The 23,561-nt window shown below is 70.6% G+C and carries 27 protein-coding genes; 10 read left to right on the top strand and 17 right to left on the bottom strand.

Going from position 1 to position 23,561, the window contains the following annotated elements; translation table 11 throughout:
• Nucleotides 1-49 precede the first annotated feature (49 nt).
• A complete protein-coding gene (locus tag AX769_RS04695; RefSeq protein WP_066276499.1) occupies nt 50-697 on the bottom strand; it encodes a DUF4190 domain-containing protein in 648 nt (215 codons plus the stop codon).
• 91 nt (nt 698-788) lie between these two features.
• On the opposite strand from AX769_RS04695, the gene AX769_RS04690 reads away from it, so the two are divergent.
• From AX769_RS04690 to AX769_RS04665, 6 genes are all read left to right on the top strand, one after another.
• Nucleotides 789-1,817 (top strand): 6-phosphofructokinase, encoded by a 1,029-nt coding sequence (locus AX769_RS04690; RefSeq protein ID WP_066276496.1) that lies wholly within the window; start codon nt 789-791, stop codon nt 1,815-1,817.
• Nucleotides 1,818-1,862: 45 nt separating this feature from the next.
• Entirely contained in the window at nt 1,863-2,870 is a 1,008-nt protein-coding gene (locus AX769_RS04685) for an MDR family oxidoreductase (protein ID WP_066276494.1), read from the top strand.
• A 103-nt stretch (nt 2,871-2,973) separates the two neighbouring features.
• Complete coding sequence (locus tag AX769_RS23660) at nt 2,974-3,654, top strand: GntR family transcriptional regulator (RefSeq protein ID WP_066276492.1); 681 nt, start codon at nt 2,974-2,976, stop codon at nt 3,652-3,654.
• A gap of 35 nt (nt 3,655-3,689) precedes the next feature.
• Nucleotides 3,690-4,370: a GntR family transcriptional regulator gene (locus AX769_RS04675; RefSeq protein ID WP_066276491.1), complete on the top strand. Its 681-nt coding sequence runs from the start codon at nt 3,690-3,692 to the stop codon at nt 4,368-4,370.
• A gap of 39 nt (nt 4,371-4,409) precedes the next feature.
• Nucleotides 4,410-5,099, top strand: a complete 690-nt coding sequence (locus AX769_RS04670) for a GntR family transcriptional regulator (protein ID WP_066276490.1) — start codon at nt 4,410-4,412, stop codon at nt 5,097-5,099.
• A 57-nt stretch (nt 5,100-5,156) separates the two neighbouring features.
• Complete coding sequence (locus AX769_RS04665) at nt 5,157-5,918, top strand: ABC transporter ATP-binding protein (protein WP_204249322.1); 762 nt, start codon at nt 5,157-5,159, stop codon at nt 5,916-5,918.
• Between the two features lie 91 nt (nt 5,919-6,009).
• Here the strand turns inward: AX769_RS04665 and AX769_RS04660 are convergent, their stop codons facing one another.
• The 10 genes from AX769_RS04660 to AX769_RS04615 all read right to left on the bottom strand — a co-directional run bounded on the left by AX769_RS04660 (nt 6,010) and on the right by AX769_RS04615 (nt 14,471).
• On the bottom strand, nt 6,010-6,969 hold the full coding sequence (locus AX769_RS04660) for a hypothetical protein (protein ID WP_066276485.1): 960 nt from the start codon (nt 6,967-6,969) through the stop codon (nt 6,010-6,012).
• A 288-nt stretch (nt 6,970-7,257) separates the two neighbouring features.
• Nucleotides 7,258-8,604: a glutamate-1-semialdehyde 2,1-aminomutase gene (hemL, locus tag AX769_RS04655; RefSeq protein WP_066276483.1), complete on the bottom strand. Its 1,347-nt coding sequence runs from the start codon at nt 8,602-8,604 to the stop codon at nt 7,258-7,260.
• A gap of 34 nt (nt 8,605-8,638) precedes the next feature.
• On the bottom strand, nt 8,639-9,652 hold the full coding sequence (gene hemB / locus AX769_RS04650) for a porphobilinogen synthase (protein WP_066276481.1): 1,014 nt from the start codon (nt 9,650-9,652) through the stop codon (nt 8,639-8,641).
• A gap of 2 nt (nt 9,653-9,654) precedes the next feature.
• Nucleotides 9,655-10,458 carry a uroporphyrinogen-III synthase gene (locus AX769_RS04645; RefSeq protein WP_239451944.1) on the bottom strand — a complete coding sequence of 268 codons (804 nt, stop codon included), beginning with the start codon at nt 10,456-10,458 and terminating at the stop codon, nt 9,655-9,657.
• Between the two features lie 13 nt (nt 10,459-10,471).
• Nucleotides 10,472-11,419 carry a hydroxymethylbilane synthase gene (gene hemC, locus AX769_RS04640; RefSeq protein ID WP_082763487.1) on the bottom strand — a complete coding sequence of 316 codons (948 nt, stop codon included), beginning with the start codon at nt 11,417-11,419 and terminating at the stop codon, nt 10,472-10,474.
• Nucleotides 11,420-11,429: 10 nt separating this feature from the next.
• On the bottom strand, nt 11,430-12,650 hold the full coding sequence (locus tag AX769_RS04635; protein WP_369824063.1) for a ferrochelatase: 1,221 nt from the start codon (nt 12,648-12,650) through the stop codon (nt 11,430-11,432).
• Nucleotides 12,647-13,375 (bottom strand): hydrogen peroxide-dependent heme synthase, encoded by a 729-nt coding sequence (gene hemQ, locus AX769_RS04630; protein WP_066276477.1) that lies wholly within the window; start codon nt 13,373-13,375, stop codon nt 12,647-12,649. The genes AX769_RS04635 and hemQ overlap by 4 nt, the downstream gene beginning before the upstream one ends.
• Nucleotides 13,376-13,475: 100 nt before the next feature.
• Complete coding sequence (locus AX769_RS04625) at nt 13,476-13,703, bottom strand: DUF3618 domain-containing protein (RefSeq protein WP_066276472.1); 228 nt, start codon at nt 13,701-13,703, stop codon at nt 13,476-13,478.
• Nucleotides 13,703-14,155, bottom strand: a complete 453-nt coding sequence (locus AX769_RS04620; protein ID WP_066276471.1) for a phage holin family protein — start codon at nt 14,153-14,155, stop codon at nt 13,703-13,705. The genes AX769_RS04625 and AX769_RS04620 overlap by 1 nt, the downstream gene beginning before the upstream one ends.
• 46 nt (nt 14,156-14,201) lie before the next feature.
• Nucleotides 14,202-14,471, bottom strand: coding sequence for a hypothetical protein (locus AX769_RS04615; protein WP_082763486.1), 270 nt, complete (start codon nt 14,469-14,471; stop codon nt 14,202-14,204).
• Nucleotides 14,472-14,652: 181 nt separating this feature from the next.
• Here AX769_RS04615 and AX769_RS04610 point away from each other — a divergent pair, with 181 nt between their 5' ends.
• Nucleotides 14,653-14,973 carry an SdpI family protein gene (locus AX769_RS04610; protein ID WP_066276469.1) on the top strand — a complete coding sequence of 107 codons (321 nt, stop codon included), beginning with the start codon at nt 14,653-14,655 and terminating at the stop codon, nt 14,971-14,973.
• Between the two features lie 5 nt (nt 14,974-14,978).
• Here the strand turns inward: AX769_RS04610 and AX769_RS04605 are convergent, their stop codons facing one another.
• The 4 genes from AX769_RS04605 to AX769_RS04590 form a co-directional block, all read right to left on the bottom strand.
• Entirely contained in the window at nt 14,979-16,352 is a 1,374-nt protein-coding gene (locus tag AX769_RS04605; protein ID WP_066276466.1) for an NAD(P)/FAD-dependent oxidoreductase, read from the bottom strand.
• Entirely contained in the window at nt 16,349-17,431 is a 1,083-nt protein-coding gene (hemE, locus tag AX769_RS04600) for a uroporphyrinogen decarboxylase (RefSeq protein WP_066276464.1), read from the bottom strand. Before hemE ends, AX769_RS04605 begins: the two co-directional genes overlap by 4 nt.
• Nucleotides 17,432-17,555: 124 nt before the next feature.
• Nucleotides 17,556-18,581 carry an NADP-dependent oxidoreductase gene (locus AX769_RS04595; protein ID WP_066276462.1) on the bottom strand — a complete coding sequence of 342 codons (1,026 nt, stop codon included), beginning with the start codon at nt 18,579-18,581 and terminating at the stop codon, nt 17,556-17,558.
• A 37-nt stretch (nt 18,582-18,618) separates the two neighbouring features.
• Complete coding sequence (locus AX769_RS04590) at nt 18,619-19,218, bottom strand: GNAT family N-acetyltransferase (protein WP_082763485.1); 600 nt, start codon at nt 19,216-19,218, stop codon at nt 18,619-18,621.
• 79 nt (nt 19,219-19,297) lie between these two features.
• Here AX769_RS04590 and AX769_RS04585 point away from each other — a divergent pair, with 79 nt between their 5' ends.
• Entirely contained in the window at nt 19,298-20,596 is a 1,299-nt protein-coding gene (locus AX769_RS04585; protein ID WP_082764012.1) for a glutamyl-tRNA reductase, read from the top strand.
• A gap of 15 nt (nt 20,597-20,611) precedes the next feature.
• On the opposite strand, the gene AX769_RS04580 is transcribed toward AX769_RS04585, so the two are convergent.
• Nucleotides 20,612-21,343: a GntR family transcriptional regulator gene (locus AX769_RS04580; protein WP_066276459.1), complete on the bottom strand. Its 732-nt coding sequence runs from the start codon at nt 21,341-21,343 to the stop codon at nt 20,612-20,614.
• A 78-nt stretch (nt 21,344-21,421) separates the two neighbouring features.
• Between AX769_RS04580 and AX769_RS04575 the strand changes: the two genes are divergently transcribed.
• Together AX769_RS04575 and AX769_RS04570 are read left to right on the top strand one after the other, a co-directional pair.
• Nucleotides 21,422-21,862 (top strand): NUDIX domain-containing protein, encoded by a 441-nt coding sequence (locus tag AX769_RS04575; protein WP_239451942.1) that lies wholly within the window; start codon nt 21,422-21,424, stop codon nt 21,860-21,862.
• 27 nt (nt 21,863-21,889) lie between these two features.
• On the top strand, nt 21,890-22,552 hold the full coding sequence (locus tag AX769_RS04570) for a DUF4232 domain-containing protein (RefSeq protein ID WP_066276456.1): 663 nt from the start codon (nt 21,890-21,892) through the stop codon (nt 22,550-22,552).
• Between the two features lie 70 nt (nt 22,553-22,622).
• Here AX769_RS04570 and AX769_RS04565 read toward each other — a convergent pair whose 3' ends face one another.
• A complete protein-coding gene (locus AX769_RS04565) occupies nt 22,623-23,558 on the bottom strand; it encodes a serine hydrolase (RefSeq protein ID WP_066276453.1) in 936 nt (311 codons plus the stop codon).
• Nucleotides 23,559-23,561: the final 3 nt, after the last annotated feature.

The raw sequence follows: 23,561 nt of genomic DNA, 5'->3' as shown, positions 1-23,561 counted from the left end.
ATCCGGTAAGGCCCTGCCGAAAAGGTGAGGGTTGGAGGCCCAGCTGCAGCTACGGGCAGCCGACCTGATCGCCCGACTGGGTGAGGTACTGCCCGGGGCCGACGAGGGCACACTGCTGCGACAGCGACACCTCGTAGCGCACCCACGAGATGCCGACGGCGCCGCCGATCACGATGTTGAGCATCGACACGACGATGCCGGCCGTGCCGAGAGCGCCGGCGAGGCCGACACGCCGCGACTGGCGCAGCGACGCGATGCCGATGAAGACACCGACGATGCCGACGAAGAAGCCCACGACGATCGACACGATCCCGGTCGTGCGGCCGGGGTCGCCGTCGACCGGCAGCCACGACTGCTCGTCGCCCGGCTGGGCCGGGGCCCACTGCGCCTCGGCCGGGTCGACGAGCTCGCCGAAGGTCGGTGGCGGGGGCGCGAACGAGGGGTCCCCAGGATCCTGCGCCGTGACCTGCGAGGGCAGCTCGCGGACCGAGATCGGCTGGCCTTCGGGTGCCCACGAGCGCGGCGCGGTGGGCGCCGCGGTGCCGGAGTCGACGGCGCCAGGCGGAGGACCGACCGGGATGCCGACAGGGCCGGCGTACGCCGCGACGGGCGGCGGCGGGCCGGGTGGGCCGACGCGCGTGCCCTCGCCGCGCCGGAAGCGGGCGAGGGAGGGATCGTTCGACTGGGGGCCGGTCATCGACTCGACCCTAATACGTCCGTGGGACATGATGGAGCCACGAGCCACCGGCGGCCCGCCTCGTCAGCCGCCCAGTCCAACGGAGTGCACCATGCGAATCGGAATCCTCACCTCGGGCGGCGACTGCCCCGGCCTCAACGCGGTCATCCGCGGCGCCGTGCTGAAAGGCATCCAGATCCACGGGCAGGAGTTCGTCGGATTCCGCGACGGCTGGCGCGGAGTGGTCGAGGACGACCTCGTCGAGCTGGTTCGGAAAGACATCCAGGGCATCTCGAAGCAGGGCGGCACGATCCTCGGCACGAGCCGCACGAACCCCTTCGAGGGCGACAAGGGCGGGGTGGAGAACATCGCCCGCACCCTCGAGCGCCGCGGCATCGACGCCATGATCGCGATCGGCGGCGAGGGCACGCTGGCTGCGGCGAAGCGCCTCACCGACGCCGGCCTCAAGATCGTGGGAGTGCCGAAGACGGTCGACAACGACCTCGGCGCGACCGACTACACGTTCGGCTTCGACACCGCCGTGCAGATCGCCGTCGACGCGATGGACCGCCTGCGCACCACGGGCGACTCGCACAGCCGCTGCATGGTCGCCGAGGTCATGGGCCGCCACGTCGGCTGGATCGCACTGCACTCGGGAATGGCCGCCGGGGCGCACGCCATCCTGATCCCCGAGCAGGCCACGAGCGTCGAGCAGCTCGCCGAGTGGGTGCGGTCGGCCTACGACCGCGGCCGCGCCCCGCTCGTCGTCGTCGCCGAGGGCTTCGTGCCCGACCACGAGAACGACGCCCACTCCGAGCGCGGCCTCGACGCCTTCGGGCGGCCCCGGCTCGGCGGCATCGGCGAACGGCTCGCACCGCTGATCGAAGAGCTCACCGGCATCGAGACCCGTGCCACCACCCTCGGGCACATCCAGCGCGGCGGCACCCCGTCCGCCTACGACCGGGTGCTCGCGACGCGACTCGGCATGGCCGCCAGCGACTCGGTCGTCGAGGGGCGCTGGGGCCGGATGGTGGCGCTTCGCGGCACCGACATCGTGCACGTCTCGCTCGAGGAGGCACTCGGCTCGCTGAAGGTCGTGCCGCAGGATCGCTACGACGAGGCCGCGATCCTGTTCGGATAGCTTCGAAGAGGGCTGAGGCCTGCAGCCTGGGGCTAGCGTCGAGGCATGACTCGAGCAATCGTTCTCCCCGCCGAAGGCCCCGCCGCAGTCCAGGACGTCGACGACGACTTCTTGGCCGGCGAGCACAGCCCGGGCGGCCACGCCGACACGCCCCGGGGTGTGCTCGTCGACGTCGAGTGGTCGAGCCTCAACTACAAAGACGGCATGGCCATCACCGGCGACAAGGGCGTCGCCCGCATCCGCCCGCTCATCCCCGGCATCGACCTCGTCGGCACGGTGGCGCGCGGCGACGCGGCGGGCCGCTTCTCGGTCGGCGACAGCGTCGTGCTGAACGGCGCCGGCATCGGCGAGACCCGGCACGGCGGCCTCGCCGAACGGGCTCTGGTCGACGCCGCCTCGCTCGTCGAGCTGCCCGAAGACATCACGCCGCGCCGCGCCGCCGCGATCGGCACCGCCGGGTTCACAGCCATGCTCAGCGTGCTCCGCATCGAGCGCGATGTGGCGCCGAGCGACGGCAGGATCCTGGTGACCGGCTCGGCGGGCGGCGTCGGCTCCGTCGCCATCCTGCTGCTCTCACGGCTCGGCTACGACGTGACCGCCTCGACGGGCCGCCCCGAGCAGGCCGACTTCTTGCGCTCGCTCGGTGCCGGCGACGTCATCGACCGAGCCGAGCTCTCAGAGGCCGGGCGCCCGATGCAGAAGCCCCTGTGGGCGGGGGCGGTCGACTCGGTCGGCAGCGCGACCCTGGCGAACGTGCTGGCACAGACGAGCTGGGGCGGCACGGTGACGGCGAACGGGCTGGCACAGGGCAGCGACCTCCCGACCACTGTGCTGCCCTTCATCCTGCGCGGGGTCACGCTCGCGGGGGTGAACTCGGTCGATGCGCCGCTCGCTCTGCGCGAGGAGGCCTGGGCGCGGTTGGCCGGCGACCTCGACTTCGACCGGCTCGACGGGCTCACCGACGAGGTCGGTCTGGCCGACGCGCTCACCCTCGCCGACGAGATCCTGGCGGGTCGTGTTCGCGGGCGGACGGTCGTCGACGTCCGGCGCTGACTTGTGCGAATGCTGCGACCCGGGGGTGTGTCGTGGACAAAACCGTCAGGCGTATTCTAAAGTCTGAGATACTCGATACATTCAGCTGCATAGAAGGTAAGGCATGCCCGTCCCCTCCGGCCCCGAGAACCCAGGGCCCCGCCGCCTGCTGCGCGACATCGTCTTCGAGAAGATGATCGGCGCGATTCAGGATGGCACGCTGCAGGCCGGCGAGCGGCTCAACGACGACGAGCTGGTCGCCTGGCTCGGCGTCTCGCGCACTCCGATCCGCGAGGCCATCGCAAAGCTCGTCGACTACGGCCTCGTCGAGATGGAGGCGAACCGCTACACGCGCATCGTCCAGCCGACATTCGAGATGTACCAGCACGCCGTGCAGATGCTCGGCGGGTTCCACGAGCTGAGCGCGCGCTGGGCCTTCCCGAAGTTCACCGACCGCGACGTCCAGGACTACTCGAAGCTCGCCGACACGGCGATCGCTCATCTGAAGGCCCACGACACCCGGGCCGTCGCCGACATCGGCGCTCTCACCTCGTTCACTCTCGAACGGACGGGCAACCCGCTCCTGCCGCAGCTCGAGGCGACACTCAACGCCCGCGTGGTCTTCATGGTGCAGGCCGCCCTCGACGACTTCCAATGGGACGAGACCCTCGACTACGTCGAGGCCCTTCGCGCGGCTGCGGCCGACCGTGACATCGACGCCGTCATCGGCGCCTTCCGCGTGTTCCAGAGCATCACCGAGCACCACCTCGCGGCCGTGCAGGCGCACGGCTCCATCCCGGCCTGAGGGCCGGACACAACCCGAACCGACCAGGGAGAGCCATGCCAGTCCCCGTCCCCACCAACGAGAACGCCGCGCCCCGCCGCCTCCTGCGCGACGTCGTCTTCGACAAGATGCTCGCCGCCATCGGCGACGGCACCCTCGAGCTCGGCGAGCGCCTCAACGACGACGAGCTCGTCCGCTGGCTCGGCGTCTCACGCACGCCTGTCCGCGAGGCCATCGCCAAACTGGCCGACTACGGCCTCGTCGACATCGAAGCCAACCGGTACACCCGCGTGATCTCGCCGAGCCTGCCCGAGGTCGCCGACACCGTCCGCACCGCCGTCGACCTGTGGCGGCTCGTCGCCGCTCGCGCCGTCGAAGTGATGTCGGACGAGCAGGCGGCCGGCTTCGCGACGCTGGTCGACGACGTCCTCGCCGCCTTCGATCGGCGCGAGGGCGACTTCGGCCTCCGTTTCGGCAGCCTGTTCGACTATCTGACCGCTGCGGCCGCGAGCCCGGCCCTCGACCGCATGTCCGAGACGGTCTCCGCCCGAGCCGCCTTGCTCACTCGCAAGGCCGAGGGCGCCTACCAGTGGGACGCCGGCAAGGTCGTCGCCACGAAGCTCAAGACTGCTGTCGCCGCGCACGATCCGAAAGCCGCCGCCGCCGCGCTGCCCGCATCCGACTTCATCGAAGGATGGACCGAGCGCGTCCGCGCCCTCAACGTCTTCCCCGCCTGACCCCGCCCACACACACCGTCCGATTCGGAGTACACACCCATGCCCGTCCCCGTCCCCGCCGCCGAAGCCCCCGCACCCCGCCGCCTCCTGCGCGACGTCGTCTTCGACAAGATGCTCGCCGCCATCGCCGACGGCACCCTCGAGTTGGGCGAGAGGCTCAACGACGACGAGCTCGTCCGCTGGCTCGGCGTCTCGCGCACCCCGGTGCGCGAGGCCATCGCCAAGCTCGCCGACTTCGGCCTCGTCGACATCGAGGCCAACCGGTACACCCGCATCATCTCGCCCTCGCTCGCCGACTTCGCCGACACGACACTGACCGCGTTCGACGTCTGGGCGATCGCCGCACGCCGCGGCCTCCCCGAGCTGTCGAAAGACGAGGCCAAAGAGGTCGCCCGCCTGTTGGGCACCGTGAAGCGCAGTGCGTCGGGTGCTCTGCCCGCCGACGCCATCACCAACTTCGCATCCGCGCTGCAGGTGATCGCCGGCGCAGCCTCCAGCCCCAGCATCTCGCGCCTCCTCGAGACGGTCGGCGATCGCGCCGCCCTGCTCTTCGGCATCGCCAGCAAGACCGTCACGTTCGACGTCGCCGCAGTGCTTCTGCCCAAGCTGCTCGACGCGGTCGCAGGGCGCGACGGCGAGGCCGGCGCGAAGGCGTTCTCCGATGCGTTCGACGGGATGGGCGACTACGTCGGCAAAGTCGGCGCTGCAGGCGTCTTCCCCGAGAAGTAGGGTGCGCTGAACTCGAACGCCGCGGCCGGCACCGGTGACGCGCCCGTCGTCCTCGCATTGGACGATGTCCGCGTCACCCGTGCCGGTCGCGATCTCCTTCAGCACATCGACCTCTCCGTGCGCTCCGGCGAGCACTGGGCCCTCATCGGCCCCAACGGCGCCGGCAAGACGACGATGCTCACCATGTGCGGGGCGCTCGGGCACCCGTCCGGCGGCACTGTCGAGGTGCTCGGCCGCCGTCTCGGCCGCGTCGAGCTGCGCGAACTGCGCACGCACATCGGCCACGTCGACCCGCGCCACCGCATGATCGCCGACAACAGCGTGCTCGAGGTCGCTCTCACCGGCATCACCGGCTCGAGCGACCCGGTGCCCCGCTGGGAGGCGAGCGCCGACGAGGTCTCCAGAGCGCAGGATCTCCTCGCCTCGGTCGGCCTCGCCCGTCGCCTCGACTCCCGCTGGAGCACCCTGTCACAGGGCGAGCGCGGCCGCGCCCTCATCGCCCGCGCCCTCATCGGCGATCCTGCCCTCCTACTGCTCGACGAACCCGCGACCGGGCTCGACGTCGCCGCTCGAGAGCACCTGCTGGAGACGGTCGACGCGCTGCGGGTCTCGCATCCTGCGCTCGCATCGGTGACGGTCACGCACCACCTCGAAGACCTTCCGGCATCGACCACGCACGCCATGCTGCTGCGCGACGGCCGTGTCTTCGCGACCGGTGCCGCCGACGACGTGCTCACGAGCGAGCTCGTGTCGGGTGCGTTCGACTTCCCGCTCACGATCACCCGCACGGCAGGCCGCTGGCAGGCCCGTCGCGCCTGACCCTCGCCCCGCCTCGCCCCCGCCCCGCCCCGCCCCGCCCCGAAACCCTCGCCGGCGGCTGAAACCCTCGCACGCGGCGGCCGCGCAATGCCTAGGCATTGCGCGGTTGCCGGCGGCGAGGGTCGAGCCGGGGCAACCCACCGGCCAGCAGTCGCCGAGCGAGCTGGTCGGGGTCTCGCGCGACGGGATAGTCCCACCGCACGACCCGCCGCACTTCAGGATGTGCTTCCAGCCGATTCTGTCTCCGCTTCTCGTCGATCACGGCTTGGGTGGCCGTGCGGCCTCGGAGGAAGCGTGGATCGCTGTACTTCCAATTGCCGTCGAACTCTCCAGCGATGCCGTGCGCGGGCCACCAGAAGTCGGCGAACAGCTTGCCCTGCGCGTCGAAGAACGTCTGCTGGAGGATCGGTGTCGGAAACCCGCGGGCCGCCATGCCGATCCGGCTGAAGGACTCTCCCGGGTACTGCGCGTCGCCTGATGCGAACTCGAGGGCACGGGTCGCGGCGCGGTGACGGCGTGCTCGTGTTCGCGACTCCAAGCAGCGTTCGAGCTGCTCTCGCGTGTACATCTTCGCGTGCAGGCCGTGATCGAAGAGCACGACTCCGGTCTCGAAGCCCTCGGCGAGAGCCAGATCGACCGCAGTCCGCACGGCAGACGTCACCAGGATGCCGTCGACGCGCACGAGTTCGACGTCGGGCACGGCGCCCGGTCGGCGGAGGAGCGCGGGTGTGCGAGAGCTCGTGCTGCGCGAAGGGTCGGTGACCTGGGTCTCGGCGGGCCACGAATCGATCACGGGCATTCCCCACAGAGCCGCCGCCGACCAGTGCGAAGCGACCAGCCGGGGCGAGACGCGCGCCATGTGTTCGCGCACCCGGAGGGCGTATCGCTCGCGCTTGTCCAGCGCCTTCCACGTGAGACCGTTGATGTACGAGCCGGGAACGACCCGAGCCATCGTCCCTTTTGCAGCGAGATGCCGAAGCCCGCGACTGTTCAGGCCGCCCGCCTCGAATTCGGCGGACCGGATGGGCAGGGGCGGTGGCTCGGAAGACATGCGACGAGTGTGGACGGCATTCGAACCGTCGTCCGGGCCACGATGGCGATCTGTGGACAGCTGTGCAGCGAGCGGGGCCTGTGGAGGACAGGAGGCTCACCGCGAAACCCTCTTGGACGGCATCGGCGCAATGCCTAGGCATTGCTCGGTGCCCGGCCGCGAGGGTTTGCGCCGACGGCGAGGGTTCGCGCCGGCGGCGAGGGTTTACGCCCAGCGCGAGGGTTCGCGCCGGCGGCGAGGGCTTGCGCCCAGCGCGAGAGTGCGCCGGCAGGGCCGCCCGGGCGGGGGCTACTGGGGCGCGACGGCCGCAGCGGCGGCACGAGCCGCCGACGGCAGCGCCGACAGGATGCGAGAGATCGCCGCGTCGTCGTGCGCCGCGGTCGCGAACCACGCCTCGAACACCGACGGCGGCAGATTCACGCCCTGGTCGAGCATCGAGTGGAAGAACGGCGGGTAACGCCAGGCCTCCTGCGCGCGCACGTCGTCGTAGTTGCGGGGCGCCGCGGAGGTGAACGAGAACGAGAACAGGTTGCCGGCGTGCTGCACCGAGTGCGCCACACCCTCGGCCGAGAGCGCCGCCGAGGTTTCGCGCGACACGATGTCGGCGACCTCGTCGAGCCGCCGGTAGATCGCCGCATCGGCGAGCCGGAGCGTCGCGATGCCGGCGGCGACGGCCACGGGGTTTCCGCTCAGCGTGCCGGCCTGGTAGACCGGGCCGAGAGGCGCGAGAAAGTCCATGATCTCGGCCCGACCGCCGAGGGCAGCCAAGGGCATGCCGCCGCCGATGACCTTGCCGAACGTGATGAGGTCGGGCTCCCACCCGGCCCCGTCGGGCACGACCCGAGCGGCTTCGAGGCCCCACCAGCCGGCGCTGCCGACGCGGAAGCCGGTCAGCACCTCGTCGACGATCAGCAGCGCACCGCCCCGGCGGGTGATCTCCGACAGCTCGCGGTTGAACCCGCGTTCGGGCGCCATGACGCCCATGTTGGCGGCGGCGGCCTCGACGATCACGCCGGCGATGCGCTCGGAGTTCTCGTCGAACGCCTTCCGCACGGCGTCGAGGTCGTTGTAGGGCAGCACCAGGGTCTGTGCGGCCGTCTCGGCGGTAATGCCGGCCGACCCCGGCAGCGACAGCGTGGCGAGACCGGATCCGGCCTCGGCCAGCAGCGAGTCGGAGTGACCGTGGTAGTGCCCGGCGAACTTCACGAGCAGGTCGCGGCCGGTATAGCCGCGGGCCAGCCGGATCGCCGTCATGGTCGCCTCGGTTCCGGTGGACACCATGCGGATCTTGCCGATCGGCTTCTGGGAGCCGACGCTGACGCGCTCGCGCACGATCTCGGCCAGCTCGGTCTCGCCCGGCGTCGACGCACCGAACGACAGGCCGTGGCCCGCCGCGGTGCGCACGGCATCGACGACGGCCGGGTGCGCGTGCCCCAGGATCGCGGGGCCCCAGGATGCGACGAGGTCGACGTACTCGCGGCCCTCGGTGTCGGTCACGTACGGGCCGTGCGCGTCGACGAGGAATCGCGGGGTGCCGCCCACCGAGCCGTAGGCCCGCACCGGCGAGTTCACGCCGCCGGGGATGGAGGCCTTGGCGCGAGAGAACGCGAGGTCGTTTGCTGTCTGGGTCGTCACGATCCTGAAGCCTTTCGAAAGAGGTGCAGCAGAGCTAGCGGATGGCGCGCGACGGGTCGCCGAGGCCGCGGAGGCGCTGGGCGAGGTCGACGGCGAAATACGTCAGGATCGCGTCGGCACCGGCCCGCTTGATGCCGAGGACGCTCTCGTAGGCGGCTGCGTCGAGATCGATCCAGCCGTTAGCGGCTGCCGCCTGCATCATCGAGTACTCGCCGGAGATCTGGTAGGCCCAGACCGGCACGTCGCTGGTCGCAGCGGTGTCGGCCAACACGTCGAGGTAGCTCATGGCGGGCTTGACCATCACGATGTCGGCGCCCTCGTCGAGGTCGAGCTGCACCTCGCGCATGCCCTCGCGGCGGTTGCCGTTGTCCATCTGGTAGGTGCGCCGATCGCCGACGAGCGACGACTGCACGGCCTCGCGGAAGGGGCCGTAGAACGCGCTCGCGTACTTCGCCGCATAAGCCAGGATCGCCGTGTTGCCGAAGCCGTGGCTGTCGAGCGCGTCGCGGATGGCAGCGACCTGGCCGTCCATCATGCCGCTGGGCGCGACGAGCTCGGAGCCCGCCTCGGCCTGCACGACCGCCATGTCGCGGTAGCGCTCGAGGCTGGCGTCGTTGTCGACGTAGCCGTTCTTGTCGAGCACGCCGCAGTGGCCGTGGTCGGTGAACTCGTCGAGACAGAGGTCGGTCTGCACGACCAGCGCGTCACCCGCCTCGGCGGCCGCGACGCGGGTGGCGACGTTCAGGATGCCCTCGGGGTCGGTCGCGCCCGACCCGACCGCGTCCTTCTTGTCGTCGAGTGGCACGCCGAAGAGCATGACGCCGCCGATGCCCGCCTCCACAGCCGACGCGAGCGCCGGCTTGAGGCTCTCGAGCGAATGGTGCACCACGCCCGGCATCGACGCGATCGGCACCGGCTCGGTGATGCCCTCGCGCACGAACATCGGCAGGATCAGGTCGGCGGGGTGGAGTCGGGTCTCTGCGACGAGGCGTCGAAGAGCCGGGGTGGCGCGGAGGCGCCGCCCGCGCACGGCGGGGAACGAAGACATGATCAGCTTTCGGTGGTGGAGGGCCAGCCGGCGAGCGCGTGCTCGACGACGGCCTCGACGAGGGCGGATGCCGAGCGGGTCTCGGCGATGAGGTGCACCGGCAGGCCGGCGGCACGAGCGTCGAAGGCCGTGCGGGGGCCGATGCAGGCGACGATTGCGCTCTCGGGCAGCGGTGCAAGCTGAGCGGCGATCTGCCGGGCCACGCTGCCGGAGGTGATCAGGATGACGGAGATGGAGCCGCCGGCGACGCTGTCGCGGATCACAGGATCGACGGGCACACCGACGGTGCGATAGGCGGCCACGAAGTCGGCGTCGATGCCGCGGTCGGTGAGGCCCTTCACCAACGTCGGCTCGGCCAGGTCGGACTGCGGCACGAGCACGCGGCCGTGGATCTGAGTGTGCGGCAGCTCTTTGACGAGGCCGCGGGCGGAGTTGTCGTTCTCGGGCACGAAGTCGACGCGGATGCCGGCGAGGCCGAGGGCCGCGGCGGTGGTCTCGCCGACGGCCGCGATGCGCGTGGTCGGCGCGGGCCGGATGCTGTTGCCCATCAGCACGTCGACGGTCGTCGCACTGGTGACGACGAGCCAGTCGTACTCGCCGGCCTCGAGCTTGAGCAGTGCGACCATCAACTCGTGGGCGCTCTCGGTCGGGGCGAAGTTGATCAGCGGGGCGATGACGGGGTGCGCGCCGAACGAACGAAGCATGGCGGAGACGTTGTCGCCCCACTTGCCGCCGCGCGGCACCAGCACGCTGACGCCCTTGAGTGGCTTCTCGACGTCGACGATGCGGTCCGTGTCGTTCGTCACCGTGAGCCGCCCCTCACAGGGACCCGCCCAGCGGAGCGAGCGACGCCGCGCCGTTGGCCAGCAGCTCGTCGACGACGCGACCGGCGACCTCGTGCACGTCGGCCAGCTGCGAGGCGAGCGAGCCCCACTCGAGGGTGACGCCGTGAGACGAGCTCAGGCGAGCGGTGCCGTCCGGCTGGTAGACCGTGGCGCTCAGCAGCAGCAGGCCGGCGTCGACGACAGCGGTCGCACCGATCGGCGCAGCGCAGCCGGCTTCGAGCCCGGCGAGCACCTCGCGCTCGGCCGTGACCAGCAGACGCGTCTCGCGGTGGTCCAGAGCGTGGAGACCCTTCGCGAGATCGGGCCCGGCATCGCCGTCGCGCACCTCGATCGCGAGCGCGCCCTGGCCCGGGGCGCTCGGCCAGAAGCCGAGGCCGAAGAGCTCGGTGGCCTGCTCGATCAGGCCCAGCCGGGTGAGGCCGGCCGCCGAGAGCATGACGGCGTCGAGGTCGTCGCCGACGCGGGCGAGGCGCGAGTCGACGTTGCCGCGGATGTCGACCACCTCGAGATCCTGACGCCTCGACTTGAGCTGCGCGACCCGACGCGGCGAGCCGGTGCCGACGCGAGAGCCCTCGGGCAGCTGGTCGAGCGTGAGCCCGTCACGAGCGCACAGCGCATCGCGTGCGTCGGCCCGCGTCGGGATCGCCCCGAGGGTGAGACCCGGATGCTGAGCGGTCGGCAGGTCTTTCAGCGAGTGCACCAGCAGGTCGCACTCGTCGGCCAGGAGGGCCTCGCGCAGCGCACTGGCGAAGACACCCGTGCCGCCGAGGGTGGCGAGGCTCGCCGACGACCGGTCGCCCTCGCTCGTGACCGTCACCAGTTCGACGTCGCGCCCGGTCACCTGGGCCAGCCGGTCGCGCATGAGGGTCGACTGGGCCACCGCCAGAGCGGAACCGCGTGTGCCGATTCGAAGAGCTGTCATCGCATCGAGCCTACGGAACCAGACCGGACGCCGCAGGCTTGAAGCCGAGGCGCACATTCTCGCAGCAGCCGGGTCGGCAGACGTCGTACCAGGGCCCGAGGTCGGTCACGTGCGGCCGGTCGCCGGCGGGCACACCGTCGCGGCGCTCGAGCACCAGGTCGACGAGACCGGTGACGTAGACCGGGTCGATGCCCGGCGTCGGCGTGCGAACCGCCCAGAAGCCCTCTTCTTCGCAAGATTCGAGGGCCTCGTTGTCGAGATCCCACATGACCTCCATGTGGTCGCTCACGAAGCCCAGCGGCACGATCACGACGGCCTTGGTCGGCCCGCCCGAAAGGGCGTGGATCGCGTCGTTGACGTCGGGCTCGAGCCACGGCTGCGTGGGCGGGCCGGAGCGCGACTGGAAGACGAGCTGCCACGGCACGGAGGTCGACGAGTCGAGCTCGAGGGCCGCCTCGGCTGCGGCCATGACGACCTCGGCCACCGCGCGGTGCTGCGCGGCGTAGGCACCCTCGTCGTCGAAGCCGCGGGCGGCGGGGCCGCTCTTCGAGGCGTCGGACGACGGGATGGAGTGCGTCGAGAAGAGCACCTGTACCTCGGTCGCGAGGTCGAGCCCCTCGATCTCGTTCTTCGCCTTCGTGAGCGCGTCGCGCACGCCGTCGATGAACGGCTGCACGAACCCGGGGTGGTCGAAGAACTGGCGCACCTTGTCGATCTGGACGGTGCCGAGCAGGTCGGTCGACTCGAGGGCCATCGCGAAGTCCTCGCGATACTGCCGGCACGACGAGTACGAGCTGTAGGCGCTGGTCGCGATGGCGATGAGCTTGGTGAAGCCGCGCTCGTTCGCCTCGCGCACGGCGTCGGGGATGTACGGCTCCCAGTTGCGGTTGCCCCAGAGCACCGGCAGGTCGATCTCGCGACGTGCCAGCTCGGCCTCGAGAGCCGCTTTCAGCTCGCGATTGTGTTCGTTGATGGGGCTGACGCCGCCGAAGTGCCGGTAATGGTGGGCGACCTCTTCGAGGCGCTCCTCTGGGATGCCTCGACCGCGCGTGACGTTGCGGAGGAAGGGGATGACGTCGTCCTGCCCCTCGGGCCCGCCGAAGCCGGCCAGCAGGATCGCGTCGTAGGCCGTGGGCTCGGAGACCCACTCCGGGCCCCCAGCTGCGGCCGGCGTCGCGCCGAGCACGAGCTCGCCCGTGGTGCCGACGGCGCCGTTGGTGATGTTCGTCAACTCAAGACCTCGCCGATCTCGGCCGTGGAAATGCGGCGGCCGGTGTAGAAGGGGACCTCTTCGCGCACGTGCATCCGGGCCTCGGTGTAGCGGAGGTCGCGCATGAGGTCGACGAGCTGGACGAGCTCGGGGGCCTCGAGCGCCAGGATCCATTCGTAGTCGCCGAGGCTGAAGCTCGCCACGGTGTTCGTCAGAACCTTGCGATGCGCGGCGCCCTTCATTCCGTGGTCGCGAAGCATCTTGCTGCGCTCCTCGTCGGGCAGCAGGTACCACTCGTAGCTGCGCACGAACGGGTACACCGTGAGCCAGGTCTCCGGCTCCTTGCCGCGCATGAAGGCGGGGCTGTGGTCTTTGGCGAACTCCGCCTCGCGGTGCATGCCCATGGCGTTCCAGGTGGGCAGCAGGTTTGTCAGCAAAGCCGACCTGAGCAGTTTGCGGTAGCCCGACTGGATGTCTTCGGGCACGCTGCCGTGCAGCCAGATCATGATGTCGCTGTCGGCCTTGAGACCCGAGACATCGTAGAAGCCGCGCACGGTCACACCGAACGCAGTCAGTTCGTCAACGATGGAGTCGAGCTCGGCTGCGTGGCTCGGATCGAACGCAGAGGGGCGGGCCGGATCACGACGGAGCACCGTCCACAGGGTGTAGCCCAGGGTCTCGGTTGCGGCGGTCTCGGTGTCGGTGTCGGTGTCGGGTGCAGTGTGCGCGTCGGCGCTGGAATTCATTGGTCTATCATCCCTCGTCCGGCTGGAAGCACGGAATCGGGGCACACGTCACCGCTCGCCGTCGAGGAATCAGCGGCGGCGTGACCCTCGACGGCACCCTTCAGCGACGACGCAGGGCGAGCAGAGCGAAGCCGCCCACGGCAGCCGCGGCAGCGGCAGCGCCGGCCAGCCACGGCTTCGGGTCGTCGCCGAAGCTGTCTTTCGCCTTCGATGCGGCCATGCCGAGCTGCTTGGGGATGTTGAGCTTGTCTTCGAGCTCGTTCAGCGTCGCCGCGAGCTCGGCGCGCGTGCGGTCGACCGATGCCTGGATTTCTTCGATGCTGGCCATCAGAACCGTCCTCCTACGTCAGAGCGCGGGATTCGCCCGACACCCTTCACTGCTTTGACATCGCTCTTCACGCTGTCGATGGTCTTTTTGGGCAGCGGCGGCAGACCCTTCTTGATCTGCGTGTAGCCGAGGAACCCGAGCCCGCCCGCGATCACGAGGAACAGGGCCGCCACGAGCAGCGCTGCGAGCCAGCCCGGCATGACGAGCGAGAGGGCGAAGATGCCGGCGCCGATCAAGCACAGCAGCATCAGGAACAGGAACAGAAGCGCGCCGACGATGAGGCCCGCGCCGATTCCGAACACCTTCGCCTTGGCGATGAGCTCCTTCTTGAGCAGCTCGAGCTCGCCCTTGACCAGCTCTTTCACGAGCGTGGGAATGTCGCCGAGCAGGCCGATCAGCCCTCGGGGCTTCTTGGCGTGATGGATTCCGTCGGCTCGGGTCGACTCGGTCATGTGTTCCCTCTCAGGACGTTCTCGTGGCGGATGGGGAGGGTACGCGTCAGCGGGGGCCCGATGAGGTGCGCGGCTTCGTCTGGATGCCGAGGATCTTCTTCACGCCCCAGAGCGCGAAGTGGAAGAGGCCGGTCACGACGCGCGGCAGGAGAGCCTCGGCGGCACCCTCGGCCTTGACGACCTGCTTGTGCACGACTCGGCTGTTCCAGATCTTGGAGGTGCCGGCAACGATCTGCTCGTAGCGGTGGTAGCCGGCGCGCGAGCCCAGGACATACCCGGCCGCGAGCCCGGCGACGAAGATCAGCTTGCCTCGCATGAAGCCTCCACAGTCTGTGAGCGCCGACCACCGGTCAGCGCCCTCCTAGGCTAGTCCGCCCTGCCGGGGCTTTTCCGCACGGGTTACACCAAGGGTGCCAGCAGAGCCGACTCCAGCCTCTCCGTAAGATCTGACATGGGGAATTTATTCTGCTTAGACTGGTCAGCGGAGGTGCGAACACATGCCTTTTTTGTTTGCCGGAATCGCTGTCCTGACCGTCCTCATGACCGTCCTGCCGGCCCGAGGAGTCATTCCCCGTAACGCGGTAGCCGGGATACGGATCCCGTCGACCATGTCCAGCGACGAAGCCTGGACCCAGGGCCATAGGGCCGCCATCGTCCCCACCATCGTCGCCGCCGTCGTATCGGTGATCGTGTCCGTGGTCTTGACGGTCTGCCGCGCACCTGACGGTCCGATCCAAGTGCTGATACCCGCCATGGTCCTTGTTGGCGGTGCCGGGATCGGCATGTATGCCGCGGGACGAGCCGCGAAGCGCCTGTAACTGAGCTACGCGGCGCCGGGGTCGAGGAGGGCGGCGGCCTTCGCGCGGGCGTCCTTCACGACGCCCGAGAGGCCGCGGCCGGCGATGGCCCCGCCGACGCGGATCACGCCGGTGGCCGAGGTCGAGGCGGCGCCCGAAGGAGGGCGATAGGGGGCGTCCCACTCGACGCGCCCGAACCCTTCGACCGAGGCCTCCGCAAGGGGCATACCCAGGATCCTGGAGGCGTCTTCGGTCGCAATCCCGGCCAGTTCGGCGTCGGAGGTGGAGCGATCGACGACGGGCGAGTCGTAGCTGAGCCGCAGCACGTGCCGACCGTCGGTGCGTTCGGCGAGCCACGCCCACTTGATCGTGGCGTGAGTGAGGGCCTTCGCGCGGATGCCGACGACGTCGGGCGAGCCGGTGCGGGCGATGAGCACCCCGGTGCCGCGGGGCCCCGCGTCGAGGGCGTGGTCGTCGACGACGAGGGTGGCCAACGTGATCAGGCCGGTCGTCGGATCCTGCGCCCCCAGAGTGCCGTCGAGGCGAGCGGAGTCGCGGGCGCCGAGGGCGATCACGACCGCGCTGGCGCCCAGGCGCGAACCGTCGGCGAGCGTCACCGACGTCTCGTCGTACGACCGCACCTGCGTTTCGAGGCGCACGTCGACCCCGAACGTGACGAGGTCGGCCTCGAGCTCGTCGACGAGCCGCACCATGCCTCCGCGGATGCCGCCGACGGCTGAGCCGCCCGGGGCCATCTCACGGAGGTGCCGCACCGCCCGGGCGAGAGAGTTCTGCTGCAAGAGCGCGCCGCGGAGGCCCGGCGCGACCCGGTCGACGTCGAGCACGTCGGGGTGCGCCGAGTGCACGCCCATCACGACGGGTGCGACGAGACGGTCGAGCACGGCGCTGCCCATGCGGCGGCGCACGAGCGGCCCGAGCTTCTGCTCTTTTGCACCGACGAACCCCGGCAGAAGGGAGTCGACCTCGGCTCGGAGGGCTGCGCCGGTGCCGATCACATCGATGACGTCTTTGGCCATCGCCGTGCCGGGGATGCCGAGGAGACCGGTCTTCGGCAGCGGGAAGGCGTGCCCGTCGGCCTCGACGACCCATGCGCCCCGGGGATCCGGCGCGACGACTTCGTTGCCGAGGCCGAGCTGCGTCGCCAGGGTCTGGATGGTGTCGTCGCGGGTGGCGAAGCTCTCGGCGCCGGCGTCCAGGTCGATTCCCGCGACCGTGTGGCGTGCCACCTCGCCGCCGAGCCTCGGCGAACCCTCCAACAGGATCACGCGACGCCCCGCGCGGCCGAGGTCGCGCGCGACCACCAGCCCCGCGATCCCTCCCCCGACGACGATCGCATCGGCTCGGGGCTGGCCGGAGGCGGGGTCGTGGCCGGTCGTCACAGCGTGTGCGCCAGCTCGACGATGCGGGTCAGCACGGTGGGGTCGGTGTCGGGGTTCACGCCGTGGCCCAGGTTCAGCACGTGTGCGGGGGCCGCTCGACCGCGGTCGACGACGTCGCGCACGTGCGCCTCGAGCACGTCCCACGGGGCCTGCAGAAGGGCCGGGTCGATGTTGCCCTGCACGGGAGTCGCGCCCCCGAGCCGGCGGGAGGCCTCGTCGAGCGGGATGCGCCAGTCGATCCCGACCGCATCGGTGCCCACGTCGCGCATGGCGGCCAGCACCTCGCCCGAGCCCACGCCGAAGTGGATCCGGGGCACGCCGAGATCCTCGATGTGCGCGAGCGCTCGAGCCGAGTAGGGAGCGACCAGCTCGGTGTAGTCGCGCAGCGAGAGCGACCCGACCCATGAGTCGAAGAGCTGCCCGGCGCTCGCCCCGGCGAGGATCTGCGCGCGGAGGAACGCTCCAGTCGTGTCGGCCGCCCAGATCATCAGGGCGTCCCAGGTCTCGGGGTCGGAGTGCATCAGCGTGCGCGCCCGGATGTGATCCTTCGACGGGCCGCCCTCGACGAGATACGCCGCCAGCGTGAAGGGCGCGCCGGCGAAACCGATCAGGGGGGTTTCACCGAGCTCGGCCACGGTGAGCGCGACTCCATCGGCGATCGGCTCCAGGGCGGCAGGATCCAGCGGCTCGAGTCGGGCGACGTCGTCACGGGTGCGCACGGGCGCCTCGAGCACGGGGCCGCGGCCCGGCACGATGTCGACTCCCACCCCCGCGAGCTTCACGGGCACGACGATGTCGCTGAAGAAGATGCCGGCGTCGACGCCGTGGCGTCTCACCGGCTGGAGGGTGATCTCGCTGGAGAGCGCCGGGTCGAGGCAGGCGTCGAGCATCTTCGTGCTGACGCGCAGCGCGCGGTACTCGGGCAGCGAACGGCCCGCCTGTCGCATGAACCACACCGGCAGCGTCTCCGGGCGGTCGCCGCGCAGGGCCCGCACCAGGCGCGACGAGGCGGTGCGCCCGTCGGCGAGCGGATGCGTGGCAGGAAGGGCGGAGACGTCGGGCGCGATCACGTGCCGCATTCTCGCATCCCGTCCCTCCCGTTTTACCTATAGGCGACCCGTTCGCGACAGGAAACAACTGTGCGGAGGGGCCGCACCTATAGGTAAAACGGGCGGGGCGGGGCGGGGCGGGGCGGGGCGGAGGTCAGACGGCGACGACCATCTTGCCGACGTTCTCTCCGTGCATCATGCGGGTGAACGCGTCGAAGGCGTTCGAGAGGCCCTCGACGACGGTCTCGTCCCACTGGATGCTCCCGTCGGCGACCCACGGGCCCACTTCGTCACGAAAGGCGCCCGCGAGATCCCAATGGTCGCCCATCGTGAAGCCCTCGAGGCGAAGGCTGCGGCGCACGATGTTCGTCATTCCGGTGATCCCGGCCTCCTCGCCGGTCGAGTTGTAGCCCGAGATAGCGCCGCACACGGCGACCCGGCCGAACCTGTTCAGCCGGTGCAGCGCTGCCGAGAGGTGTTCGCCGCCGACATTGTCGAAGTAGACGTCGATGCCGTCGGGCGCGGCCCTCTTGAGCTGGCCGCGGATGTCGCCCGCCCGGTAGTTGAACGCCTCATCGAAGCCGTACCTCTCGGTGAGGAGGGCGACCTTCGCGTCGGATCCTGCGCTGCCCACCACCCGCGACGCACCCTTGAGGCGCGCGATCTGGCCGACCATCGAGCCGACCGCGCCCGCTGCCCCCGAGACGAAGACGCTGTCGCCCTCCTTCAGCTTGGCGATGCGCGTCAGGCCCGTGTAGGCAGTGAGGCCGGTCATGCCGAGCGCGCCCAGATAGACCGAGAGCGAGACGCCGGGCAGCTCGGCGACGGACGCGAAGGCGCGGGCCGGCCCCTGGTCGAGATCGCGCCAGCCGTAGTTGTGCGACACCGCCGTGCCGACAGGCATCGCAGGATCGCGGGACTCGACCACGTGGCCGATCGCCCCGCCCGTCATCGCCTCGTCGAGCCGGAACGGCGGGACGTACGATGGCCGGTCGTCCATGCGCCCGCGCATGTACGGATCCACCGAGAGGAAGACGTTGCGCACGCGCACCTCGCCTTCGGCCAGCGCCGGCAGCTCGACGCGCCTCACCTGGACGTCGTCGGCGGTGGGCTCGCCGTGCGGCCGCCGAACGAGGTGCCACTGGGTGGAAATGCGGGGGTCGTCGCCGTCGGTGCTCATGCCTCGCACCCTACCCACCCCTCCCCTCCCGTTTTACCTATAGGTGCGTCGTTTCCGCCCAGAAATAACTGTGCGTAAACGATTTACCTATAGGTAAAACGGAGGGGAGAGGGGGTCGGAGGGGCTTGGCGAGCACGACCATGCGGAGGTCGTCGACACGGGGCGTGCCGTACCGGGGGTCGCCGTACGGGAAGGCGCGGAACTCGCCGGTGCGCACGAAGCCTCGGCGCTCGTAGAAGGCGATCAGCTCGGGCCGCGGTTCGAGCACGGTCATCTCGAGCGTGGTGAGGCCCCAGTCGTCGCGGCAGATCCGCTCGGCCTCGGCCATGACCTGCTTGCCGAGCCCGGCGCCCTGTCGCCCGGGTGAGACGGCGAACAGCCCGAAGTAGCCGACCGCGTCGGATTTTCGCACCAGGTTGCAGCACGCCAGGATCTCGACGCCTTCCGTCCCGACCATCAACCGCCCGGCCGGGTCGGCCAGTTCGTCGGCGAGCAGCCCGGCGTCTGTGCGAGGGCCGTCGATGAGGTCGGCCTCGGTCGTCCAGCCGACGTGGCTCGCGTCTCCGCGGTAGGCGGAGGTCACGAGGGCGACGATCGCATCGATGTCGGTCGGGTCGGCGGGGCGGAAGAGCAGCACGCCCCGACACTAGAGCACGATCACTCGACGCCGAGTCGGGCCCATGCGCCGTCATGGAAGCGGAGTTACCATGACTGTCGTGCTCATCTGCCTGACGGCGTCTCATCAGAACGCCAGCTTCGACCTCCTCGAGAAGTTGAGCGTCGGCGCACCCACCGCAGCGGGCACCCTCGTCGAATCCAGCGATTTCGTCTCGGGCGCCGTCGTGCTCGCCACCTGCAACCGCTTCGAGGCTTACCTCGACGTCGACGAGCCTCTCACCGCCGCGAGCGCCGTTGCCGTCGAAGCCACCATCGCCACGATGAGCGATGCGAGCGGCGTCGAGCCGTCCGACCTCCGCGACAGCGTGACGGTCATCACGGGCGAAGGCGTCGTCGAGCACCTCTTCGCCGTCAGCTCGGGCCTCGAATCGGTCGTCATCGGCGAAGACGAGATCTCGGGCCAGGTGCGTCGTGCACTCGAGCGCGCCCGCACCGATGGCACCACGTCGCGCGATCTCGAGCGCCTCTTCCAGCAGGCCTCGCACACCTCGCGCGGCGTCAAGAACCGCACCAACGTCGGCGGGGCCGGGCGCTCGCTCGTGCGCCTCGCACTCGAGCTGGCGTCGAGCCGGGTGACCGACTGGGCCGAGGCTCGCATCCTGCTGGTCGGCACCGGCCAGTACGCCGCGACCACCGTGACGGCGCTTCGCGACCTCGGTGCGACCGACATCGGCGTCTATTCCGCTTCGGGCCGCGCGCCGTGGTTCGCCGCCAAGCACGAGCTCGAAGCACATGTCGATCTGGCCGAGGCCATCGCCTGGAGCGACGTGCTGATCACGTGCACCTCCACCACCGAGCCCCTCGTCGTGCCCGAAGTCGTCGCCGCCGGCCCGCGCCGCCTGGTCATCGACCTCGGTCTGCCGCGCAATGTCGACCCGCTCGTCGCTCGTGTCGAGGGCGTGGAGATGCTCGACCTCGAGACGATCAGCCTGCACGCTCCCCTGCCTCAGCTGACGGCCGCCGACGACGCCCGCGCGCTCGTCACCTCCGCCGCGGCAGAGTTCCACGCCGTCGCAGCCGAGCAGTCGCTGTCGCCCGCGGTGGTGGCACTGCGCAAGCACGTCTTCGACATCCTCGACGCCGAGATCGACCGAGCACGCAGCCGGGGCGACTCGACCGACCGCACCGAGCAGGCCCTGCGCCACCTCGCCGGCGTCCTGCTGCACACCCCGTCGGTCCGTGCCCGCGAGCTCGCGCGCGAGGGTCGCGGCGAAGAGTTCCGCGACGGGCTCGAGGCGTTGTTCGGTCTGACCGACACCCGCGCCGCGGTCGCCCCGATGCCCCTGCACCCGGCCGATCGCGACACCGACGAACAGCGCAGCGCCGACGCGGTCTGACCACAGGCTCTCGGCCTAGTCGATCGACACGGCCACGACGTAGTCGGCCAGCGTCGCGGTGAAACCGTCGACGTCGCCGTCCATGAGGCAGCGCACCAGGTCGCCGACGAGTTCGTCACGCACGCCTGCGGGGGCGGCGAGTTCGATGCCGTGCACGACCTGGGCAGCCTCGGACAGCAGCACTCCGACGGGCACGACGAGCTCGTCGACCAGGGTCGGGGCGTTGCCGCCGAGCAGCGCGCGCGCCAACTCGAGGAAGAGGTCGACGTCGCACGGCGTCGCGAGGCCGAACATGTCGACGATGCCCATCCGCGCACCCTCGCCGTCGATGACACTGTGCCGCTCGATGACGCTGTGCCGCTGGATGTCGCCGTGCCGCTCGACGTCGCCGTGCCGCTCGACGAGGCCGCGCCGCTCGACGAGGCCGCGCCTTTCGATCGAGCCGGGGCAGGTGCCCCGAACGGCGGTCACCATGGCCCGGGCGAGGCGGTGGATCTGCTGCTGCGTGGTCTCGGGAGTCCAGGCGACGACACCGCTGCCGCCCCCAGGGCCGCGCGTGACGAATCCGAGGTGCCAGGCGGCTTCGAGCGCCTCGCGGGCGGTCTCGACGTCGAGGCCGTGCTCGTGGGCCAGCTGCTCGGCGTGCACGGCGTCGCCAGGCAGGTGGCGGCCAGTGGCGATGTCGACGAGGAGGTAGTCGATCGGGTCGACGACGAGAGCGGGCGAGAGGGTGAGTCCTGCGGTCATTGCTGATCCTTCGTTCGGGGAGCCGGGTTGCTCCACATCTGAGATTGCATATTTCACAGACATAGTGGTCTGTCAAGAGTGGCTTCGCAGCGTGCGCAGGATCCTGACAGCATGGAACGCGTGAATCCGATCGTCGTCAGCGCCCTGGCCCTCGTCCGCGACCGCCGCCTGCTGATGGTGACGGCTCGCGACCGCGACGTCCTCTACCTGCCCGGCGGCAAGGTCGAGCCCGGCGAGACGGGCGCGGCCGCCGTCATCCGCGAATCCCTCGAAGAGGTCTCCGTTCGGCTCGAGCGGACGAGCGTGCGCGAGCTCTTCACCGTGAGCGAGCAGGCCCACGGCGAGCCGGACGGGCGTCTCGTCGAGATGACGCTGTTCGCCGCCGACACGCGCGACGAGCCGCGCCCCGCGGCCGAAGTCGGCTCACTCACGTGGGTCACGACGGCAGACGCCGACCGGTGTCCTCCTGCCGGAGTAGCGACGCTCGCCCAGATGTCGTCCCTCGGGCTGATCGACTGACCTGTCTAGGCGTGGTTGGCTTGGGGCATGCGCACCACCACCAGGATCACGATCGCCGCGGTCGCCCTTCTCACCGCGGTCGGCCTCGCCGGATGCTCGGGCGGCAAGTCGAGCTCCGAGCCGACGGCCACCCAGACGGTCACCACGACGCCGAGCCCGAGCGACTCCGCCACGCCGTCGTCGACGCCGACGGCGCCCTCCACGACCGGCACGGGCACCGGGTCGGGCAGTGGCACCGGCAGTGGCACCGGCACCGGCACCGGCACCGTCGCGGCGTGCACCACGGCGAATTTGCGAGGCTCCCTCGACAATGCGAACGGCGGCGCGGCCGGCAGCACTTACGCATCCGTCGTCCTGACCAACGTCGGCACGGCCTCCTGCACGCTCCAGGGCTGGCCCGGCGTCTCGCTCGTCGGCGACAGCAACGGCACGCAGATCGGCGCCGCCGCCGTCTTCGACCGCACATCCCCGCACGGCACCGTCACGTTGGCTCCGAAGGCCGCGGCGAAAGCGCCGCTGCGCATCGTCCAGGCCCTCAACTACGACAACGCCACCTGCTCACCCACGACTGCCGACGGATTCCGCGTGTACCCGCCCGGACAGAAGGCGTCGCTGTTCGTGCAGGACTCCGGCGTGCACGCGTGCAAGGCTCCCGGCGTGAAGCTCCTGACCGTGTCCGCCTTCCAGTAGCCCCCTGCTCTCCCGGTCGAGGCCGGGTCTCTCAATTGGCTGCAGGCCGTGGTGAATCGAGAGACACGGCCTAGCCGACGTGCTCGAGCAGGTCGAGCCCGACCGTCCGCATCACGTCGAGCGCTCGCAGCCGCGTCGTCAGGTCGACGTCGTCGAAGTCGACGGTCACCGCGTACGAGACACCGCGTGACGGCCCGCGCAGCGCGCCGGCCTCCGATCGCACACCGGCAGCTGCGCCGGTCAGATTGACCAGCTGCAGGCCGTGGTCGCGCGCACGGTGGCCGACGGGGTCGAGCCCGAAGGCCGCTGCCACCATCGACAGGTCGGAGCCCGTCGAGAGCCAGCCGAGCACGCGATTGCTCACAGCGATGTCGACGCAGCGCCCGGCGACGAGGTCGCCGAGCAGCCCCTGCAGCTCGCGGGTCGAGCCGATCGACACCTGCGGGGCGTCGTCGGGGCCGCGGCTCGCCCGCGCGTAGTCGAGGAGGGCCGTCCGCGAAAGGCCGAGCGATTCGCCGCGCGCGCGAACGGCGTCGAGCCCCACGCGACGCGCCAGCGCATTGGTCGCCACCGGGTCGCGGACGGCACCGACGAGGGTGGCGGCGTCGAGCACCGTCAGCGACGGCGCCAGCAACGACGACCACAGACCTCCGACCCGGGTGTCGTCGACCTTCGTCGAGTCGTCGGCCTCGGCGTCGCGCACGAGTTCGTCCACGGGCGACAGCCGACCGTCTGCCACCTGCGCTGCGACGTCGATCAGCAGCAGCAGGTTGCCGACCTGCGCTGTCGGCAGCGCCACGTTCTCGTCGATGGCGAGCAGGATCTCGCCCGTGTCGAGATCCGACGCCGACGCCGAGACCCGCGCATGCGAGAACGCGAAGGCACCGAGCGCTTGGAAGCTGCGCTCGAACGGCTCGTCGCCCCGAGCACCGCTGTGGCGCCCGTGCTCGCGGACGCGCCGGCTTCGACGCGAGTCGGTGCCGTGCGACGAGCCGTTCGCAGCCATCGG

This window comes from Frondihabitans sp. PAMC 28766 (genome assembly GCF_001577365.1).
Classification (GTDB): Bacteria; Actinomycetota; Actinomycetes; order Actinomycetales; family Microbacteriaceae; genus Frondihabitans.
Note: the sequence above shows the minus strand (reverse complement) of the source record. Positions and strands in the feature narration are given on the sequence as shown.

What these genes read in the sequence shown, in the direction of transcription:
- AX769_RS04695 (WP_066276499.1), bottom strand. Translation starts at nt 697, where the DNA reads ATGACCGGCCCCCAGTCGAACGATCCCTCCCTCGCCCGCTTCCGGCGC.
- AX769_RS04615 (WP_082763486.1), bottom strand. Translation starts at nt 14,471, where the DNA reads ATGCGAGGCAAGCTGATCTTCGTCGCCGGGCTCGCGGCCGGGTATGTC.
- AX769_RS04570 (WP_066276456.1), top strand. Translation starts at nt 21,890, where the DNA reads ATGCGCACCACCACCAGGATCACGATCGCCGCGGTCGCCCTTCTCACC.
- hemE (WP_066276464.1), bottom strand. Translation starts at nt 17,431, where the DNA reads ATGCGGCACGTGATCGCGCCCGACGTCTCCGCCCTTCCTGCCACGCAT.
- AX769_RS04660 (WP_066276485.1), bottom strand. Translation starts at nt 6,969, where the DNA reads ATGTCTTCCGAGCCACCGCCCCTGCCCATCCGGTCCGCCGAATTCGAG.
- hemQ (WP_066276477.1), bottom strand. Translation starts at nt 13,375, where the DNA reads ATGAATTCCAGCGCCGACGCGCACACTGCACCCGACACCGACACCGAC.
- AX769_RS04610 (WP_066276469.1), top strand. Translation starts at nt 14,653, where the DNA reads ATGCCTTTTTTGTTTGCCGGAATCGCTGTCCTGACCGTCCTCATGACC.
- AX769_RS23660 (WP_066276492.1), top strand. Translation starts at nt 2,974, where the DNA reads ATGCCCGTCCCCTCCGGCCCCGAGAACCCAGGGCCCCGCCGCCTGCTG.
- AX769_RS04625 (WP_066276472.1), bottom strand. Translation starts at nt 13,703, where the DNA reads ATGGCCAGCATCGAAGAAATCCAGGCATCGGTCGACCGCACGCGCGCC.
- AX769_RS04565 (WP_066276453.1), bottom strand. Translation starts at nt 23,558, where the DNA reads ATGGCTGCGAACGGCTCGTCGCACGGCACCGACTCGCGTCGAAGCCGG.
- AX769_RS04620 (WP_066276471.1), bottom strand. Translation starts at nt 14,155, where the DNA reads ATGACCGAGTCGACCCGAGCCGACGGAATCCATCACGCCAAGAAGCCC.
- AX769_RS04670 (WP_066276490.1), top strand. Translation starts at nt 4,410, where the DNA reads ATGCCCGTCCCCGTCCCCGCCGCCGAAGCCCCCGCACCCCGCCGCCTC.
- AX769_RS04675 (WP_066276491.1), top strand. Translation starts at nt 3,690, where the DNA reads ATGCCAGTCCCCGTCCCCACCAACGAGAACGCCGCGCCCCGCCGCCTC.
- AX769_RS04580 (WP_066276459.1), bottom strand. Translation starts at nt 21,343, where the DNA reads ATGACCGCAGGACTCACCCTCTCGCCCGCTCTCGTCGTCGACCCGATC.
- AX769_RS04690 (WP_066276496.1), top strand. Translation starts at nt 789, where the DNA reads ATGCGAATCGGAATCCTCACCTCGGGCGGCGACTGCCCCGGCCTCAAC.
- hemB (WP_066276481.1), bottom strand. Translation starts at nt 9,652, where the DNA reads ATGTCTTCGTTCCCCGCCGTGCGCGGGCGGCGCCTCCGCGCCACCCCG.
- AX769_RS04685 (WP_066276494.1), top strand. Translation starts at nt 1,863, where the DNA reads ATGACTCGAGCAATCGTTCTCCCCGCCGAAGGCCCCGCCGCAGTCCAG.
- hemC (WP_082763487.1), bottom strand. Translation starts at nt 11,419, where the DNA reads ATGACAGCTCTTCGAATCGGCACACGCGGTTCCGCTCTGGCGGTGGCC.
- AX769_RS04595 (WP_066276462.1), bottom strand. Translation starts at nt 18,581, where the DNA reads ATGAGCACCGACGGCGACGACCCCCGCATTTCCACCCAGTGGCACCTC.